This is a genomic window from Mycolicibacterium komossense, from assembly GCF_025822605.1.
In the GTDB taxonomy this organism is placed as follows: domain Bacteria; phylum Actinomycetota; class Actinomycetes; order Mycobacteriales; family Mycobacteriaceae; genus Mycobacterium; species Mycobacterium komossense.
This window is the reverse complement of the sequence record NZ_JACKTY010000049.1, coordinates 91978-107383: the sequence shown is the minus strand read 5'-3', so window position 1 is coordinate 107383 and position 15406 is coordinate 91978. Positions and strand designations below refer to the sequence as shown.

The following is a 15406-nucleotide window of genomic DNA, read 5'->3' as shown; positions in this document are numbered from 1 at the left end:
CGACGTTGCGCCATCGTCACTTTCACGACGCTTGGGGCGCCAGAAGCGTCGTGCATTTCACAGTCGGTCGCCCAACTGGTCCTCGAACGTCCGCATCGCCGCGGTCAACGCGACGAACACCCGGTGGGCGGCGGCGAGATCGGCATCGGGCAGCCCGGCCAACGCGTCACTGGTGTGCTCGCCCAGTGGAGTGAAAAATGCTCGCGCGACGGTCATTCCGTGCTCGTCGTAGCGCAGGATGACCTTGCGCCGGTCCCCAGGGTCCGACTCGCGGCGGATGTGACCCGACGCGATCATCCGTTCCACCAGGTAAGTGACCGCCGCTCCGGACACCCCCATCCGCTTGCTCAACTCACCCGAGGTCAGTGGGGCGCCAGCGCTGTCAGCCACCATGATGTGCACGAGTGCCCGAAAGTCGTTGGGCGCCAAGTCATGTAGTCCGGCGAACACGCGTCCGATCTGTTCGGACTCGGCGGCCAACGCCCGGACGTCGGCGCCGATCAGCGCCTCCAGCTCGGTCCGCTCGGTCATGCGGACGAGCATATCGGCTCCGCAGCAGATTATTCACTTGATTAATAGTTAAGTATATGAAATATTTGCCCGGGTGAGTTGGAATCGTTTCGCCACCCTCGTCACGTCGCATCGCTCCTGGGCAGTCGCCCTGCTCGTCGCGCTGGCTTCCGGGCTGCTGATCGCCGTTATCGGCAGCGACTCCTCAGCCCAGCAGTCGCCGGTGTCGCTACCGCCGTCGGCGGAATCAGCCAGGGCTGCAGCACTCCTCAAGCAGTTTCCCGGCGGGGACAAAGCACCCGCCATCCTCGTGGTCACCCGGACCGACGGCACGGCGCTGACCCCTGCCGACCTGGCCGCCGCTGCGCCGAAGAGCGGTCCGCCGCTGACGGTGTCCACCGACGGCAAAGCGGCGCTGACCGCGATACCGATGAGCGCCGAGCTGTCCGGATTCGCACTCAGCGACGCCGTCACCGAGTTGCGCGCGGCGGCGACCAAGGATCTGCCCCCCGACCTGCGCGCCCAGGTGACCGGCGGGCCGGCATTCGGGGCCGATATCGCCAATGCCTTCGCAGGCGCGAACATCACCCTGCTCGCGGTGACCGCAGCCGTCGTGGCACTGCTGCTGATCCTGACCTACCGCTCCCCTGTGCTCTGGCTGGTGCCACTGACGGTGATCGGATTCGCCGATCGGGTCGGCGCCGCCATCGGTGGCCCGATCACCTCGTTGGCCGGTCTGAGCGCCGACGGGTCCACCGCGGGTATCACCAGCGTGCTGGTGTTCGGGGCAGGTACCAACTATGCCCTGCTGTTGATCTCACGCTATCGCGAAGAGCTGCATCATGATTCGGACCACCTGGTGGCGCTGCGCCGAGCTGTTCGCGCCGCGGGGCCGGCGATTCTGGCCAGCAACGCCACCGTCGTGCTGGCGTTGCTCACCTTGCTGTTCGCCTCCTCGCCGAGCACCCGCAGCCTCGGCCTGCAGGCCGCATCGGGACTCGTGGTGGCCGCGGTCTTTTCACTTCTGGTGCTGCCGCCGCTGCTGGCGCTGTGCGGGGTTCGACTGTTCTGGCCGTTCATTCCGCGCCAGGGCGGCCCTGACCTCGCCGACAGCGGCGTCTGGCATCGCATCGCCGCCGGTGTCGCCCGCCGACCGACTCAGGTGCTGGTCGCATCGTTCGCGGTGCTGGCAGTGCTGGCGTGCGGGTTGTTCGGTGCGCACATCGGGCTGTCCCAGACCGAGCAATTCCGGGTCAAGGCCGAATCGGTGGCGGGATTCGAGACCCTCGCAGCTCACTTTCCCAGCGGACTGACGGATCCGACGCACGTCATCGGCGCCAGCGACAAGAGCCCGCAACTGGAGACGGCGATCAAGGCCACCCCGGGGGTGGTGTCGGCCACCGCCGCCGGGGACGACGGCCACGACCGCACACAGTGGTCGGTCGTCATCGATGCCGCACCAGCCAGCGACGGTGCCTTCGAAACCATTGACGCCCTGCGCGATTCGGTGCACGGCGTGGACCCGACGGCACTGGTCGGTGGATCAGACGCCCAAGCTCTCGATGCCCGCGACGGGGCCTCGCACGACCGGCTGATCATCGTCCCGGCCATCCTGGCAGTGGTCCTGATCGTGCTGTTCATCCTGCTGCGCGCGGTGATCGCGCCGCTGGTCCTGGTCGGGGTCACCGTGTTGAGCGCGCTGGCCGCGCTCGGTCTCGGCGACTGGGTCAGCGTGCACCTGTTCGGCTTCCCCGCACTCGACAACAGCACTCCCCTGTTCGCCTTCCTGTTCCTGGTGGCCCTCGGGGTGGACTACACGATCTTCCTGGTGACCCGGGCGCGGGAGGAAACCCAGGAGCACGGCACCACCGGCGGCATCGTCCGGGCTGTCTCGGCTACCGGTGCCGTCATCACCAGCGCCGGCATCGTCCTGGCCGCGGTGTTCTGCGTACTGGGTGTGCTGCCGCTGATCGTGCTCACTCAGCTCGGCATCATCGTCGGTCTCGGCATCCTGCTCGACACGTTCCTCGTCCGAACCGTCGTCATCCCCGCGCTGTTCACCCTGATCGGGCCCAGGATCTGGTGGCCGGCCACCCTTGAGCACCCGGCGGCCCGGCACCGGGCCGGCTAGCGTCAACGAGGCGTTCGTCTCGCGGGCGTAGCGTCGAAGCATGGCAAAAGTGCTTGCGGACCGCGATATCTGCATCGGCGCCGGCATGTGTGTGATGACCGCCGAAGCCGTTTTCGACCAGGACGATGAGGCGCTGGTCGTGGTGCTCACCGACGAAGTACCCGAGGACGAGCAGAAGCGGGTCGACGACGCCGTCCGGCTGTGCCCGTCCGGGGCGCTGTCGCTGAGGGACTGAACTCCGCTAGGACGTCGGTTCGGTCCGGCGCGGCGGCTCGTGGTGCGGGAGGTCGATCACGCCGGCGCGGACCAGCACCAGCAGGCTGACCACCAGCACCCAGGCCGGGAAAGCCAGCGCGATCCACATGCTGATGTCGCTGACGATCAGCAACCCGATGGCCGACACGTAGGTCACCAGCACCAACCAACGCGGCATCAGCCCGGTCCGCAGCCAGATGGTGGCCAGCGACATCATGAACACCGCGGCCATCCGCAGCGCATACGTCTTGGTCAGGGCCAGCAGCGTCATGCGGCCGAAGGTGGCGACCGCGGAGGTGTGGTCCCCGTCGATGACGCCGGCGCTGCCGACCAGTCCGGCGCCGACGGCCGACGCTGCGAAGATCATCCCGAGGAACAGCAGACCACTGCCCAAGAACACCGACGAGAAGAACTTGTCCTCGAACGCGCCGAACCCGTCGCGCACGACGCCGATGAACCACAGGAAGCTGATCCCGGCGAACGGCATCAGGATCGTCGAGATCCTGATCTTGGTGCTGCCGATATCGAGCCACTGGGATCCCGGTGCGGCACCTTCGGGCAGTGCCGTGCGAATGAGGATCAGCGCGGCCGCGAACAGCACGGCGAACAGGACGCCGGCGAACGCGGCGGCTCGGGGTGTCGTCAGCCTGCGGATGTGCCGCTCGGCTCCGTTCATGGTCACGGCGCCATGGTCGCACGGGGCCGCCGGCTTGGGGTTAAGGCTGGCCGGGCAGTAGGCGCACCATCAGACCGTTGCTTTCGGCCAGCAGTGTGCCTTCCGGGTCGCGCAATTCGGCATTGACGAACGCCTTGCGGCCCTCCGCTTCGCGGATCCATCCGGTCGCCGTCAGCTCGGTGTCGATGGGCGTGACGTTGCGGTAGTCCACGTGCAGGAACGCGGTCCGGCTGATGGGGCGGCCCGCGGCATGGATGACCATGCCGAACACCGAATCGAACAGCAGCGGCAGCACACCGCCGTGCACGGCGTGATTACCCCCGACATGGAAGCGGCTGAACCGCACCCGCAACGCGACACCGTCGGGTTCGAACTTGTCGACGAACCACGGCGGCATCAGCAGACTGCCCGCACCGGGCAGGCTGGGCACGCGGTTGGCCGGGCCGACCCCCTCGGCAGCCAGGAACGGCTCGAGCTCGCCGACCAGGGCTTCGACCCGGTCCGCGGCATCGGTCCACACCTCTGGCGACGGATCAGTGGAGACCGCGAGATCCTGCAGCCGCCGCATGGCGGCCAGGAACCGGCCGAAACCAGGTCCCGGATCGGCCGCGTCGAAGACGGGGAATCCGCCGTGCCGATCGTATTCGGGGTCGACGCGCCGTGGGTCGAGGCCGTAATCCGTCGGAAGCCCGTCCGTCATCGGGGCGCCAGGATATCGCGCCGGACGATCGTCTGATCACGACCCGGCCCCACCCCGATGCACGAAACATGGGCTCCGGCAAGCTCTTCCAGTCGCAGCACGTAGTCGCGGGCCTTGGCGGGCAGGTCGTCGAACTCACGGGCGTCCGAGATGTCCTCCCACCAGCCCGGCAGCTCTTCGTAGATCGGCTCGGCGCGGGTGATGTCGCTCTGCGTCATCGGCATCTCGTCGGTGCGCTTGCCATCCACGGTGTAGCCGACGCAGATGGGCACCGTCTCCAGGGAAGACAACACGTCGAGCTTGGTCAGGAAGTAGTCGGTGATGCCGTTGACCCTGGTGGCGTAGCGGGCGATGACCGCGTCGAACCAGCCGCATCGTCGCGCCCGCCCGGTGGTGACACCGACCTCGCCGCCGGTCTTGGACAGATAGGCGCCATATTCGTCGAACAACTCGGTCGGGAACGGACCGGAGCCGACGCGAGTCGTGTACGCCTTCAGGATGCCGAGGACCGTCGTGATCCGGGTAGGCCCGATCCCCGATCCGACGGAGGCCCCGCCCGCGGTCGGATTCGACGACGTGACGAACGGATAGGTGCCGTGGTCGACGTCGAGCAGGGTGCCCTGCGACCCCTCCAGCAGCACCGTCTCACCGTTCTCCAGCGCGGTGTTCAGCAGCAGCCGGGTATCGGCGATGCGGTGCTTGAAACCCTCGGCCTTGGCCAGCAGGGTCTGCACCACCTCATCTGGGTCCAGCGCCTTGCGGTTGTAGATCTTGACCAGCACCTGGTTCTTGAACTCCAGCGCGCCTTCGATCTTCGCCGCGAGCAGGCCCTCGTCGAGCACGTCGGCGACCCGGATCCCGATCCGGGCGATCTTGTCCTGATAGCAGGGACCGATCCCACGGCCGGTGGTACCGATCTTCTTGCTGCCCGCGTAGCGCTCCACGACCTTGTCGATGGCCACGTGGTACGGCATCAGCAGATGCGCATCAGCGGAGATCAACAGGCCGGAGGTGTCGACCTGGCGGTCCTCCAGCCCCTTGAGCTCCGTGAGCAGCACCCCCGGATCGACGACGACACCGTTGCCGATGACGTTGGTGACCCCAGGCGTCAGAATGCCCGACGGGATCAGGTGCAACGCGAAGTTCTCACCGTTGGGTAGCACCACGGTGTGACCCGCGTTGTTACCACCTTGATAGCGCACAACCCACTGCACGCGTCCACCGAGTAGATCGGTGGCTTTTCCTTTGCCTTCGTCGCCCCACTGGGCGCCGATGAGGACGACTGCCGGCATGGCGTATCTCCCGCTATCAACCCGCTTATATGTGTTCCAGCCGGTGAGCTACCTTATCCGACCGAGACCCTCCCGGTATGCAAGGAGCTGCAGTGACCATGGCAGATCCCCGCGCGGACATCGTCGCCTTACTGTTCAGCGCCCGCCGGCTGCCGCGCGCGCTGACCGGATTGCCGGTCGTCGAGGTAGCCGACCCGACCGAGATAGACGCCGCCAGCGAGACCGCCCGCCGGCTCATCGTCGTCGGGGCCGACTCCGATCTGGCCGCGGTGCTCACCCGGTTGCTGCGTACCGAGCGGCTCGCTGTCGAAGTCGCCCACGTCTCGCGCCGAACTGCCGCGCGTACGGCGCAAACCGGTGCGGCGCAACGGGTTCCGCTGATCCGCGACGAGACCGGGCAGGTGCTTGTCGGCGCCGCGTACTGGCTGCCAACCGACGAGGCACGGACCATCCACGGCGAAGGTGTCGTCGACGACACGGTGCTGTTCGACGGTGACGTCGCCGGCGTGCTGATCGAGCCGATCCCGACCGTGCCGGGGCTGCGGGCCAGGCTGCTGACGTCTCGGCTGCGACCCAGACGGTGGGTGGCCGGGCGCGCAGCACAACTGGGGACCACCGGCGCGATAGTGGTGCGCGACGGTGTCCCCGCGAGCCGCGTCGTGCGGCGCTCGACGTTCTACCGGCATACCGAGGGATGGCTGCGCGTCTCCTGATGTGTCTGTCTCGCTCCTCAGCCCGGCTCGTTCCTCGCCGCGCATCGGTCGACTCGACGGACAACACTCGTCTGTCTCGCTCCTCAGCCCGGCTCGTTCCTCGCCGCGCATCGGTCGACTCGACGGACAACACCGGTAGTTTCGTGAGGTGAGCATGCGGTCCATTCACCAGTCGGTTCGCCCGAGCCCGATCTTCCTGGCCATTGTGGCGCTCACCGCGCTCGGCGGTGTGCTGGCGTGGCTGGCTGCGGGCACCAGGACACCGCTGGCCTATATCGGGGTGTTCATCTTCGTCATCGCCGGTTGGGTGGTGTCGCTGTCACTGCACGAGTTCGGGCATGCGTTCACCGCCTGGCGCTTCGGTGACCGCGACGTCGAGATCCGTGGCTACCTGACGCTCAACCCGCTGAAGTACTCCAACCCCCTGCTGTCACTGGCATTGCCGCTGGTGTTCATCGCCCTCGGAGGGATCGGATTGCCCGGCGGCGCGGTCTACGTCCGGACGTCGTCCATGACCACAAGGCAACGCACACTGGTGAGCCTCGCCGGCCCGTTCGCCAATCTGGTGCTGGCCGTCGTGCTGCTGGCGCTGACCCGGCTGTTCTACGACCCCACCCACGGCGTCTTCTGGTCCGGTGTGGCCTTCCTGGGATTTCTACAGGTCACCGCGTTGATCCTGAACCTGCTGCCGATCCCGGGCCTGGACGGCTACAACGCGCTCGAGCCGCATCTGAGCTACGACACGCAGCGGGCCCTGGACAACTTCAAGCCGTGGGGCTTCGCCATCCTGTTCATCGTGCTGATCGCACCGCCGCTGAATCAGATGTTCTTCTCGCTCGTGTACTGGTTCTTCGGGCTCTCCGGCGTGCCGCCTTACCTGTCGGTGATCGGGGGCCAGTTCACCCGGTTCTGGTCAGCCTGGATGTGAGCCGCCCATCCGCACATAGGTGGACGCCGCCTCCGCCCGATTGGTCGCATGGAGCTTCCGCAGTACCCGCTTGACGTGGCATTTCACCGTTCCCGCAGAGATCACCAACTCGTCGGCGATCTGTTGGTTGGTCCGGCCCGCCGCCATCAGGCGCAGCACCTCGACCTCACGGCGGGTCAGGATCGCCTGCATCCGAGAGTTGGCCTCCGCCAGTGATCGGGTGGCCGGACTGCGTTCGACAGGCTCGACCTTGCGGAGTTCGAGATCGGCATCCTGCAGGGCACGAGCCGCCTCATCGGCCGAGGCCAGGGCGCGCCGCACCTCCTCTTGCTGGCGGCGCATCCGCTCGAGCAGGACAGTGCGCTCAAAGGCATAACCGAATCCCTCGGCGAAGGCCCAGACCGTGTCGCGGTCGATCTCGTCGACGGTTCGTCCCGAGTACAGCCGGTCTGCGTGCAGGAATCCGATCACCTTGCCAGTGGGCATCACGGGTGCCGCCACATAGGAATGCGTCAGCGAGAAGTCGACGATGGGCCGGTTGACCCGCGGATCGTTGCGGGCATCCCGCACGATGGCTGGCGCGTGCCTACGGATCATCTGCGTCTCCAGCAGCATGTGATCGAGCGGTGGCGCCACCGACTGGGCGAACGCGACCATCTTGTCGGCACCTTCGGTATCGGCGCCGAAATATGCCGACTCCATCACCATCCGGCCCTCGTGCACGCGGAAAAGTACCGCTCGATCGAATCCACAGGACTCGACGAGCTCCCGCGTCGCCCGGTCGACGATCTTGGCCACCTCGTCGACCACCCGCAGCTTGCTCAGCGCCTCTTGGACCTGAAGCAGGGCCAGGGTTCGTCGCCGGGCCCCGTCCTCGATCAGTTCTCGCTCCAGCAGCGACAAGTCGAGCACTGCTTCCAAGGCGGCAAGCGCCTGCTCGTCGCCGGTCGCTTCCAGGGCGGTGCGCACCAGAGTGGCGTTGAGGTCGACCGCCTCGGCGACCGACTGCACCGGGTCTTCGGCCGGTTCGACGCCGCCGTTGTCGCAGGCGTCGGCATAGCGGCGCCGAACGGCGCTGAACGGGCCGGGCCGCGATGCCCAGCCGGGATGGTTACCGTCGATGAGGGTCATGATCGGCCGATCGTCCCACCGCCCGACGACCCGCGAGGCCGAACCGGACGCGCATTCTGCCCGGACGGGATCAGGACTCCTCCCGATCGGGATATCGACCCGCGCAGACAGCTGTAACAGGCTGATCGGCATGTCACTTGAGTGTCTGACCAGCCTTACTGAGCCCGCGGGTATCGCCGATCCCTATCCGCTGTACGACGAGTTGCGGGCGCTCTCGCCCGTCGCCGGTTATCGGGACTGGCCACCGGGCACCGTTCCCGGTGTCGACGAGCCGGTCACGGCGTGGGCGCTGTTCCGCTACGACCAGGTCTTCGAGGCGGCCAAAGACAACGCGACGTTCTCGTCGCGGGACCCGATCCAGGAGGCCTCGTCGGCGCCGAGTCTGATGCTGGTCAACACCGATCCGCCGTCGCACACCGCCGAACGCAAGCTGGTGAGCCAGGCTTTCTCGCCACGCCGGATCAAGCGACTCGGAGGGTGGCTCGACGAGCTGATTCCCCGCCTGCTCGACGAGGTCGGCGACGGTGAGACGGATGTGATGGCCTTCGCCGCCGAGGTGCCCACCCGCGCAATGGTGCGACTGCTCGGCCTGCCCGACGGTGACCATGTCCGCTTCAGACACTGGGCCAACGCGTTCATGCTGTCGTCATCGATGACGCCGGAGGAACGAATCGCCAGCAACCAGGAGATGGTCGGCGCGTTCGCCGCCCGGCTGGCCGAACACAGTGCGCGCGACGGGGACGTGGAGGAGGCCGGCGACCTGATCTCTGCCTTGCTGCGCGCCGGGGTCGACGGTCAGCGGCTCACGTCGGAAGAGATCGTCCGGTTCTGCGTGACGCTGGTGGTCGCCGGAAGCGAAACGACGACGTATCTGGTCGGAAATCTGTTGCACGCACTGGCCACCGAGCCCGCGGTCACCGCACGGTTGCGGGCCGACCGGTCGCTGTTGAACACGTTCGTCGAGGAGACCATGCGCCTGACCGGACCACCGCAGCGTCTGTTCCGGATCGCCACCCGCGATGCCGAGATCGCGGGATCGGTTATCCGCGAAGGAGATTGGGTGGCGTTGTTCTTCGGTGCAGCCAATCGGGATCCTGAGGTTTTCGACGATCCCGGCCGGCTCGACCTGGACCGGCCCAATATCCGGGCGCAACTCTCGCTGGGACACGGCCTGCATTTCTGCCTCGGCGCAGCTCTGGCCCGCCTCGAGGTCATCGCCATCCTCGACGCGGTGCTGGATCGTTACGGCACCATCGCGCCCGGCGACAGCCCTGCTCGCAAACAGGACGCCAGCCTGTTGACCCACGGCTTCACCCGGCTGCCATTGGTTCTGAGCCGATGACCGCGATCAGTATCGAGGAGCGCAATATCGCCGCGACCAAGATCGTCTACGCGGCGATACCGCGGGGTGATCTCGATACGGCCGTGCGCCAGATGGACCCCGATATCCGTATCACCTACTACGGCACACCCGCGATCCCCTATGCCGGCGACTACGCCGGGATGGCCGCGGCGATCGATTTCTTCACGATCGTCGGCACCACGGTGGCGATCCTCGATCTTCAGGCATGGGCCTTCATCGCCGACGGCGACCAGCTGGCGACCTGGGGATGGATGCGGTTCCGGCGCTTGGAAACCGGGTTCGAGTGGGAGTCGGAATTCGCCCACATCATCACGTTGCGGGACGGGCGTTGGTTGCATTTCCGGGATTTCATGAACTCGGCACTGACACACGCCGCATTCAGCTGACTCCGCGCACGCTGTGCTCCGGGGTGGCATCGGACCCCTCGCTCGCGAAGCGCAGTAGCACCCGCGACCGATGCCACACCAGGCCCGGCGACGCCGGAACCCCCTGGCAAACCGACCGCCGCGATACTGCGTCACAAACATACATGCGTGTATGTAAGGGTGCCAGTCTAAGCGACGGTGTCGCCAAACAACGGGCGTCGGTCAAACGATGTTGGTCAATTCACTTTCGGACGGTTGGCCGCCCACCTCGCGATCGACGGGTCGGCGGCCCGGCGAAGGCCGGCCTTCGAGCGCTCCCAGCGCCGCCGCGCCCGAGATGCGTCGTCGTCGACGAAGGACGAGATCAGAACGCCGCGCAGCGTGTCCATCACGGTGTAAAGGAACTGCAGCATCGGCTTCTTGACGTCGGCGGGCACGTACTCCGCCACCGCGACCAGCAGGGCGCCGACCACGGTCGCCTCGACCTTCGCCACCTCGCTCCGCAATGCCGGATCGGTGCGTGCGGCAACCCAGAGTTCCACGACGGGGATGAACATCGACTCGCAGTGGATATCCCAGGCGATATCGAAGATGGCGTCGAGGGGGTCTTCGGCCCGCGCCATCCGGAGGCCGTACTCCGGCACCATCATGGCGGTGCGGGTTGCCGCCAGATGCTGAATAGCGGCCAGCATCAGGTCGTCGCGCGACCCGAAGTGATGCACCTGCGCACCGCGGGTCAGGCCGGCCATTTCCGCGACCCGCGGCGTCGTCGTCCCGGCGTAGCCGTACTGCACCAGACACCCGATGGTGGCCTCAAGAAGACGGGTCCGCGTCTCGGCGCTGCGCTGAGCTTGGCTGCGCCGCTCGCGCGGGGGATGCGTCGTCACCGAGCGCACTGCCAGTTCATCCCCACCGCCCGAGAATACCTTCACGGCGGTAGGCAAATGGGGACTCCCGGGCGGGACATCTTGCAATACATGCGCTTTTGCGCATATATTCGCCGGTATGGGTGCTGGTCACGAACACAGTCACGGCGGCGGCGATACCCGCGTCAGCCGGATGGTCATTGCCGCGGGCATTCTGACCGCCTTCTTCGTCCTGGAGTTGGTTACCGCGCTGACGATCAACTCGATCGCGTTGCTTGCCGACGCCGGCCACATGTTGACCGACCTCGTCGCCATGTTCATGGGCCTGACGGCGGTCCTCCTGGCCAAACACGGACCCGCATCCACGGCCAGGACCTACGGCTGGCACCGCGCCGAGGTGTTCACCGCCGTCGCCAACGCGGTGCTGCTGCTGTGCATGGCGGGCTTCATCCTGTTCGAGGCGTTCGAGCGTCTCGGTGATGCGCCAGACGTGCCCGGTGTACCCATGATCGTCGTTGCCGGGGCGGGCCTGGTCGCCAATGCCGTGGTGGTACTACTGCTGCGGTCGAACTCGGAAACCAGCCTCGCCGTCAAAGGTGCCTACATGGAGGTCGTCGCCGACACCGTCGGCAGCATCGGCGTGCTGATCGCGGGCATCGTCACGGTCACCACCCGCTGGCCCTACGCCGACGTCGTCGTCGCTGTCCTCGTCGCGCTCTGGGTCCTGCCCCGGGCGATCGCGCTGGCCCGGTCGGCGCTGCGCATCTTGAGTGAATCCTCACCCAGTCACATCGACGTCGACGAGCTGCGCACCGCACTGGGCGCGGTGTCCGGCGTCACCGAAGTGCACGACCTGCACGTCTGGACGCTGGTGCCGGGCCGGGACATGGCCACTGCGCACCTGACCGCCGGTGGCGACTCCGCGCAGGTCCTCACCGAAGCCAGGGCCGTGCTGGCCGCCCGCGGGCTGGAGCACGCGACGGTCCAGGTCGAGCCGCCAGAGAGTGCCGACGACTGCCACGCGCACAACTGTTAGATCGAGCCCAGCGGTTAGGTCAGGCCCAGCTCGGCGCGCGCCGCAGGATCGCAGTCGTCCAGCAGGTCGAGGCAACGCGCATATTCGTCGGTCTCCCCGATCGAATCGGCGGCCCTGGCCAGCGCCGCCACGCAACGCAGGAAGCCACGGTTGGGCTCGTGCGAATACGGCACCGGCCCAAACCCCTTCCAGCCGTTGCGGCGTAGCTGATCGAGTCCGCGGTGGTACCCGGTGCGGGCGTAGGCGTAGGCAGTGATCGCCTTGTCTTCGCCAAGGGCCTCCTCGGCCAGCGCCGCCCACGCCACCGACGCCGTCGGGTGCGCGGCCGCCACGATCGCCGGGTTCTCGTCGGCAAGCAGTTCTGCTTCGGCTTCGATGTCACCGGGAAGAAAAACCGGCTCCGGTCCCAGGAGATCACCCATGCGCGTCATGGCGACCATTGTGCCGTGTCCGGCCTGGCCCTCCTCACCGGCTCATACCTCGCCGTCCAGCTGTGGTGGCGGCCGCTAGTCTCGAGAGCGCACGATCGCATTTCTTCGCACGTCGATACGGGGAGGACAGCAGTACCGATGTCGAATCCATCAGGACCCGACCGGGACGACTCATCAGGGCGGCCGGCCGATGTCGACGGCGAGAACGCCGACGAGGTCACTGAGGTCACCGATGTCCACGCCGATCCGCCTACCGAAGTCTTCGCCGCCGGCGAGGAGACTCCGTCCGACCCGAGCGTCACCCCCGGAGAGCGCCGGTTCACCGCGCCGTCGGGCATGGATGCCGGCTCCACCCAGATCATCGACCGCGCCCCTGAACCGGCGACCGAGATCTTCAACGTCTCCGCGGACGCGACCGAGCCCAGCCTGTTCACCGATTCCGGCGTCGGCACCAAAGGTGCTGCACCACAGGCGATTCCGCCCCGCGCCGATGCCCCCAAACTGCCCACCAAACGACGCAGCTGGGGGTGGGTGGTGGCGGTCCTGCTGGTCATCGCCGCCTTGGTTGCCGTCGCCGTGCTCGTCACGGTGCTCCTGACCCGACACAGCACGCCCGGCGCGTCGCAAGAGGATCGGGTGCGCGAGACCATCCAGGGCTTCGACACCGCGATCCAGAAGGGTGACCTGGCCGCCCTGCGCAGCATCACCTGCGGGGAGACCGCCGCCAGCTACAACAACTACAACGCCGCGCAGTGGACCGACATCCACGCCAGGGTGGCAGCGGCCAAACAGTACCCGGTGGTGGCCAGCGTCGACCAGGTGATCGTCAACGGTGAACACGCCGAGGCCAATGTGACGACCTTCATGGCCTTCGATCCCGCCACCCGCTCGACCCGCAGCTTCGACCTGCTCTTCCGCGATGAACAGTGGAAGATCTGCCAGGCTCCCGGTAACTGACCTGCGAAGTTCTTAGCGAAGCATTACTAGCTACTCCCAGCCGCCTTATATTGCGCCGATAACTTCATAGTCATGCTGATCGACGTTCGCTGGCTCGGATTCCGCCTCTTCCACCGTCACAAGGCCGCTCGCTAGTTTGTGGTTTCGGCGTGCTGCCGACCGCTGAGCGGTCATGAGCACGCCGAAACCACACTCTCTAGCCCGCTGACACACTCCGGCCTGCGCTGTGCAGGTCATTGCACGCCTCGATAACCCGTTCGGTCATCCCCGCCTCGGCCTTCTTCAGATAGCTGCGCGGGTCGTAAGCCTTCTTGTTGCCGACCTCGCCGTCGACCTTCAACACCCCGTCGTAATTGGTGAAGAAGTGTCCGGCGATCTGACGGCTGAACGCGTACTGCATGTCCGTGTCGACATTCATCTTGACCACGCCGTACTTCAGCGAATCCTCGATTTCGGACTTCAGCGAGCCCGAACCGCCATGGAACACGAAGTCGAAGGGCTTGGCCCCCTCGGGCAGGCCCAGCTTGGCCGACGCGACCTTCTGGCCTTCGGCCAGCACCTCAGGCTTGAGGACGACGTTGCCGGGCTTGTAGACACCGTGCACGTTGCCGAACGTCGCCGCCAACAGGTACTTGCCGTGCTCACCCGCGCCGAGCGCCGCGATGGTCTTCTCGAAATCCTCGTTGCTGGTGTAGAGCTTCTCGTTGATCTCGGCCTCGACGCCGTCCTCCTCGCCGCCGACCACGCCGATCTCGATCTCCAGGATGATCTTCGCCGCGGCGGCGATCTTCAGCAGTTCCTGGGCGATGGAAAGGTTCTCGTCGATCGGCACAGCCGAGCCGTCCCACATGTGCGACTGGAACAACGGATCCTTTCCCGCGGCGACACGCTCACCCGAGATCGCCAATAACGGCCGCACGTAGGTGTCCAGCTTGTCTTTGGGGCAGTGGTCGGTGTGCAGGGCGACGGTGATGGGGTACTTGGCCGCGATCACGTGGGCGAACTCGGCCAGCGCAACCGCGCCGGTGACCATGTCCTTCACACCCAGACCCGACCCGAACTCGGCGCCACCGGTGGAGAACTGGATGATGCCGTCGCTGCCTGCATCCGCGAATCCCTTGATGGCCGCGTTGATACTCTCCGAGCCGACGCAGTTGACCGCCGGGAATGCGAAGGAGTGCTCCTTGGCACGGCCCAGCATCTCGGCGTAGACCTCGGGCGTGGCGATGGGCATAGGAATTCCTCTCGGCTCAGCTGCGTGTCTCCGGCATTATCTCAGGAACTCCGCACCGCTGGCAGACCGCATGACGATCGGCCCTGCGCTGGCTCTTTGCCTACCGCCGGTATGTTTGGGCGTCATGACCACCACTGTCACGGCCATGCCCAGCTTCTTGGACCCGCTGACACTCGTCGGATACTTCGGCACCTGGGCGCTGGTCGGCCTGCTGGTAGTCATCTTCATCGAGTCCGGGGTGCTCTTCCCCGTCCTGCCCGGCGACACCCTGCTGTTCGTCGCCGGCATGCTTGCCGCCGGAACGGCCTCACTGCCCCACGGCGACCAGGTCAACTTCCAACTGTGGCAGCTGCTGGTGTTCATCCCCATCGCCGCCATCCTCGGCGGCCAGGTCGGGTACTTCATCGGCCGCAGCATCGGCACCACGATGTTCAAACCGGATGCGCGCTTCCTCAAGGAGCGCTATCTCCACGAGGCGCACGCGTTCTTCGAGCAACGCGGCCCGTTCGCCATCGTGCTGGCCCGGTTCGTCCCGATCGTGCGGACCCTGGCACCCATTACCGCCGGCGCCGCGAAGATGACGTACGGGATCTTCACTCTGTTCAACGTCATCGGCGCCGTCTTGTGGGGCGTCGGGCTGGTGTTGCTCGGGTACGGCCTCGGACAGTTCGAGTTCATCCAAAAACTTCTGGAACCGATCTTCATCCTGATCGCGCTGATCTCGGTCATCCCGCTGTTCATCGAGTGGTACAAACGGCGCAAGGCGACCAAGGCCGCCGGCCAGGCCGAAGGGGAGCCGACGGCCGGCCGGACCTAGC

17 protein-coding genes are annotated in these 15406 nt (G+C 66.5%); 9 read left to right on the top strand and 8 right to left on the bottom strand.

Going from position 1 to position 15406, the window contains the following annotated elements; all coding sequences use genetic code 11:
- Nucleotides 1-57: 57 nt before the first annotated feature.
- Complete coding sequence (locus H7J73_RS29620) at nucleotides 58-531, bottom strand: MarR family winged helix-turn-helix transcriptional regulator (RefSeq protein ID WP_264071390.1); 474 nt, start codon at nucleotides 529-531, stop codon at nucleotides 58-60.
- 73 nt (nucleotides 532-604) lie between these two features.
- On the opposite strand from H7J73_RS29620, the gene H7J73_RS29615 reads away from it, so the two are divergent.
- Complete coding sequence (locus tag H7J73_RS29615; RefSeq protein WP_264071389.1) at nucleotides 605-2641, top strand: MMPL family transporter; 2037 nt, start codon at nucleotides 605-607, stop codon at nucleotides 2639-2641.
- Nucleotides 2642-2681: 40 nt separating this feature from the next.
- Nucleotides 2682-2876 carry a ferredoxin gene (locus tag H7J73_RS29610; RefSeq protein ID WP_264071388.1) on the top strand — a complete coding sequence of 65 codons (195 nt, stop codon included), beginning with the start codon at nucleotides 2682-2684 and terminating at the stop codon, nucleotides 2874-2876.
- A gap of 6 nt (nucleotides 2877-2882) precedes the next feature.
- Here H7J73_RS29610 and H7J73_RS29605 read toward each other — a convergent pair whose 3' ends face one another.
- The 3 genes from H7J73_RS29605 to H7J73_RS29595 are packed head-to-tail and all read right to left on the bottom strand — an operon-like array spanning nucleotide 2883 to nucleotide 5564.
- On the bottom strand, nucleotides 2883-3572 hold the full coding sequence (locus H7J73_RS29605; protein ID WP_264071671.1) for a hypothetical protein: 690 nt from the start codon (nucleotides 3570-3572) through the stop codon (nucleotides 2883-2885).
- A 40-nt stretch (nucleotides 3573-3612) separates the two neighbouring features.
- Nucleotides 3613-4272, bottom strand: a complete 660-nt coding sequence (locus tag H7J73_RS29600; RefSeq protein WP_264071387.1) for a PaaI family thioesterase — start codon at nucleotides 4270-4272, stop codon at nucleotides 3613-3615.
- On the bottom strand, nucleotides 4269-5564 hold the full coding sequence (locus tag H7J73_RS29595) for an adenylosuccinate synthase (RefSeq protein ID WP_264071386.1): 1296 nt from the start codon (nucleotides 5562-5564) through the stop codon (nucleotides 4269-4271). Before H7J73_RS29595 ends, H7J73_RS29600 begins: the two co-directional genes overlap by 4 nt.
- Nucleotides 5565-5662: 98 nt before the next feature.
- Here H7J73_RS29595 and H7J73_RS29590 point away from each other — a divergent pair, with 98 nt between their 5' ends.
- Both H7J73_RS29590 and H7J73_RS29585 read left to right on the top strand, forming a co-directional pair.
- Nucleotides 5663-6277 carry a peptidase M50 gene (locus tag H7J73_RS29590; protein WP_264071385.1) on the top strand — a complete coding sequence of 205 codons (615 nt, stop codon included), beginning with the start codon at nucleotides 5663-5665 and terminating at the stop codon, nucleotides 6275-6277.
- 154 nt (nucleotides 6278-6431) lie between these two features.
- Nucleotides 6432-7205, top strand: a complete 774-nt coding sequence (locus H7J73_RS29585; protein WP_276031932.1) for a site-2 protease family protein — start codon at nucleotides 6432-6434, stop codon at nucleotides 7203-7205.
- Here the strand turns inward: H7J73_RS29585 and H7J73_RS29580 are convergent.
- On the bottom strand, nucleotides 7191-8336 hold the full coding sequence (locus H7J73_RS29580; protein WP_264071670.1) for a LuxR C-terminal-related transcriptional regulator: 1146 nt from the start codon (nucleotides 8334-8336) through the stop codon (nucleotides 7191-7193). The genes H7J73_RS29585 and H7J73_RS29580 overlap by 15 nt on opposite strands.
- A 130-nt stretch (nucleotides 8337-8466) precedes the next feature.
- Between H7J73_RS29580 and H7J73_RS29575 the strand changes: the two genes are divergently transcribed.
- Together H7J73_RS29575 and H7J73_RS29570 are read left to right on the top strand one after the other, a co-directional pair.
- The gene (locus H7J73_RS29575; RefSeq protein ID WP_264071383.1) at nucleotides 8467-9678 is read left to right on the top strand and encodes a cytochrome P450; all 1212 of its coding nucleotides are present in this window, start codon (nucleotides 8467-8469) and stop codon (nucleotides 9676-9678) included.
- Entirely contained in the window at nucleotides 9675-10085 is a 411-nt protein-coding gene (locus H7J73_RS29570; RefSeq protein WP_264071382.1) for a nuclear transport factor 2 family protein, read from the top strand. The genes H7J73_RS29575 and H7J73_RS29570 overlap by 4 nt, the downstream gene beginning before the upstream one ends.
- 215 nt (nucleotides 10086-10300) lie before the next feature.
- Here the strand turns inward: H7J73_RS29570 and H7J73_RS29565 are convergent, their stop codons facing one another.
- Nucleotides 10301-10951: a TetR/AcrR family transcriptional regulator gene (locus tag H7J73_RS29565; protein WP_264071669.1), complete on the bottom strand. Its 651-nt coding sequence runs from the start codon at nucleotides 10949-10951 to the stop codon at nucleotides 10301-10303.
- A gap of 118 nt (nucleotides 10952-11069) precedes the next feature.
- On the opposite strand from H7J73_RS29565, the gene H7J73_RS29560 reads away from it, so the two are divergent.
- Nucleotides 11070-11966 carry a cation diffusion facilitator family transporter gene (locus H7J73_RS29560; protein ID WP_264071381.1) on the top strand — a complete coding sequence of 299 codons (897 nt, stop codon included), beginning with the start codon at nucleotides 11070-11072 and terminating at the stop codon, nucleotides 11964-11966.
- Nucleotides 11967-11980: 14 nt separating this feature from the next.
- Here H7J73_RS29560 and H7J73_RS29555 read toward each other — a convergent pair whose 3' ends face one another.
- Nucleotides 11981-12397 carry a DUF3151 domain-containing protein gene (locus H7J73_RS29555; RefSeq protein WP_264071380.1) on the bottom strand — a complete coding sequence of 139 codons (417 nt, stop codon included), beginning with the start codon at nucleotides 12395-12397 and terminating at the stop codon, nucleotides 11981-11983.
- Between the two features lie 138 nt (nucleotides 12398-12535).
- Here H7J73_RS29555 and H7J73_RS29550 point away from each other — a divergent pair, with 138 nt between their 5' ends.
- Nucleotides 12536-13354: an Rv0361 family membrane protein gene (locus tag H7J73_RS29550; protein ID WP_264071379.1), complete on the top strand. Its 819-nt coding sequence runs from the start codon at nucleotides 12536-12538 to the stop codon at nucleotides 13352-13354.
- A 196-nt stretch (nucleotides 13355-13550) separates the two neighbouring features.
- Here the strand turns inward: H7J73_RS29550 and fbaA are convergent, their stop codons facing one another.
- Nucleotides 13551-14588, bottom strand: a complete 1038-nt coding sequence (gene fbaA, locus H7J73_RS29545; protein ID WP_264071378.1) for a class II fructose-bisphosphate aldolase — start codon at nucleotides 14586-14588, stop codon at nucleotides 13551-13553.
- Between the two features lie 124 nt (nucleotides 14589-14712).
- Here fbaA and H7J73_RS29540 point away from each other — a divergent pair, with 124 nt between their 5' ends.
- Nucleotides 14713-15405 carry a VTT domain-containing protein gene (locus H7J73_RS29540; protein WP_264071377.1) on the top strand — a complete coding sequence of 231 codons (693 nt, stop codon included), beginning with the start codon at nucleotides 14713-14715 and terminating at the stop codon, nucleotides 15403-15405.
- The last annotated feature ends 1 nt before the right edge of the window (nucleotide 15406 follow it).

Excerpts from the sequence above, each read along its gene's own strand:
- H7J73_RS29620 (WP_264071390.1), bottom strand. The coding sequence starts at position 531 with ATGACCGAGCGGACCGAGCTGGAGGCGCTGATCGGCGCCGACGTCCGG.
- H7J73_RS29610 (WP_264071388.1), top strand. The coding sequence starts at position 2,682 with ATGGCAAAAGTGCTTGCGGACCGCGATATCTGCATCGGCGCCGGCATG.
- H7J73_RS29605 (WP_264071671.1), bottom strand. The coding sequence starts at position 3,572 with ATGAACGGAGCCGAGCGGCACATCCGCAGGCTGACGACACCCCGAGCC.
- H7J73_RS29600 (WP_264071387.1), bottom strand. The coding sequence starts at position 4,272 with ATGACGGACGGGCTTCCGACGGATTACGGCCTCGACCCACGGCGCGTC.
- H7J73_RS29595 (WP_264071386.1), bottom strand. The coding sequence starts at position 5,564 with ATGCCGGCAGTCGTCCTCATCGGCGCCCAGTGGGGCGACGAAGGCAAA.
- H7J73_RS29590 (WP_264071385.1), top strand. The coding sequence starts at position 5,663 with ATGGCAGATCCCCGCGCGGACATCGTCGCCTTACTGTTCAGCGCCCGC.
- H7J73_RS29585 (WP_276031932.1), top strand. The coding sequence starts at position 6,432 with ATGCGGTCCATTCACCAGTCGGTTCGCCCGAGCCCGATCTTCCTGGCC.
- H7J73_RS29580 (WP_264071670.1), bottom strand. The coding sequence starts at position 8,336 with ATGACCCTCATCGACGGTAACCATCCCGGCTGGGCATCGCGGCCCGGC.
- H7J73_RS29575 (WP_264071383.1), top strand. The coding sequence starts at position 8,467 with ATGTCACTTGAGTGTCTGACCAGCCTTACTGAGCCCGCGGGTATCGCC.
- H7J73_RS29570 (WP_264071382.1), top strand. The coding sequence starts at position 9,675 with ATGACCGCGATCAGTATCGAGGAGCGCAATATCGCCGCGACCAAGATC.
- H7J73_RS29560 (WP_264071381.1), top strand. The coding sequence starts at position 11,070 with ATGGGTGCTGGTCACGAACACAGTCACGGCGGCGGCGATACCCGCGTC.
- H7J73_RS29555 (WP_264071380.1), bottom strand. The coding sequence starts at position 12,397 with ATGACGCGCATGGGTGATCTCCTGGGACCGGAGCCGGTTTTTCTTCCC.
- H7J73_RS29550 (WP_264071379.1), top strand. The coding sequence starts at position 12,536 with ATGTCGAATCCATCAGGACCCGACCGGGACGACTCATCAGGGCGGCCG.
- fbaA (WP_264071378.1), bottom strand. The coding sequence starts at position 14,588 with ATGCCCATCGCCACGCCCGAGGTCTACGCCGAGATGCTGGGCCGTGCC.
- H7J73_RS29540 (WP_264071377.1), top strand. The coding sequence starts at position 14,713 with ATGACCACCACTGTCACGGCCATGCCCAGCTTCTTGGACCCGCTGACA.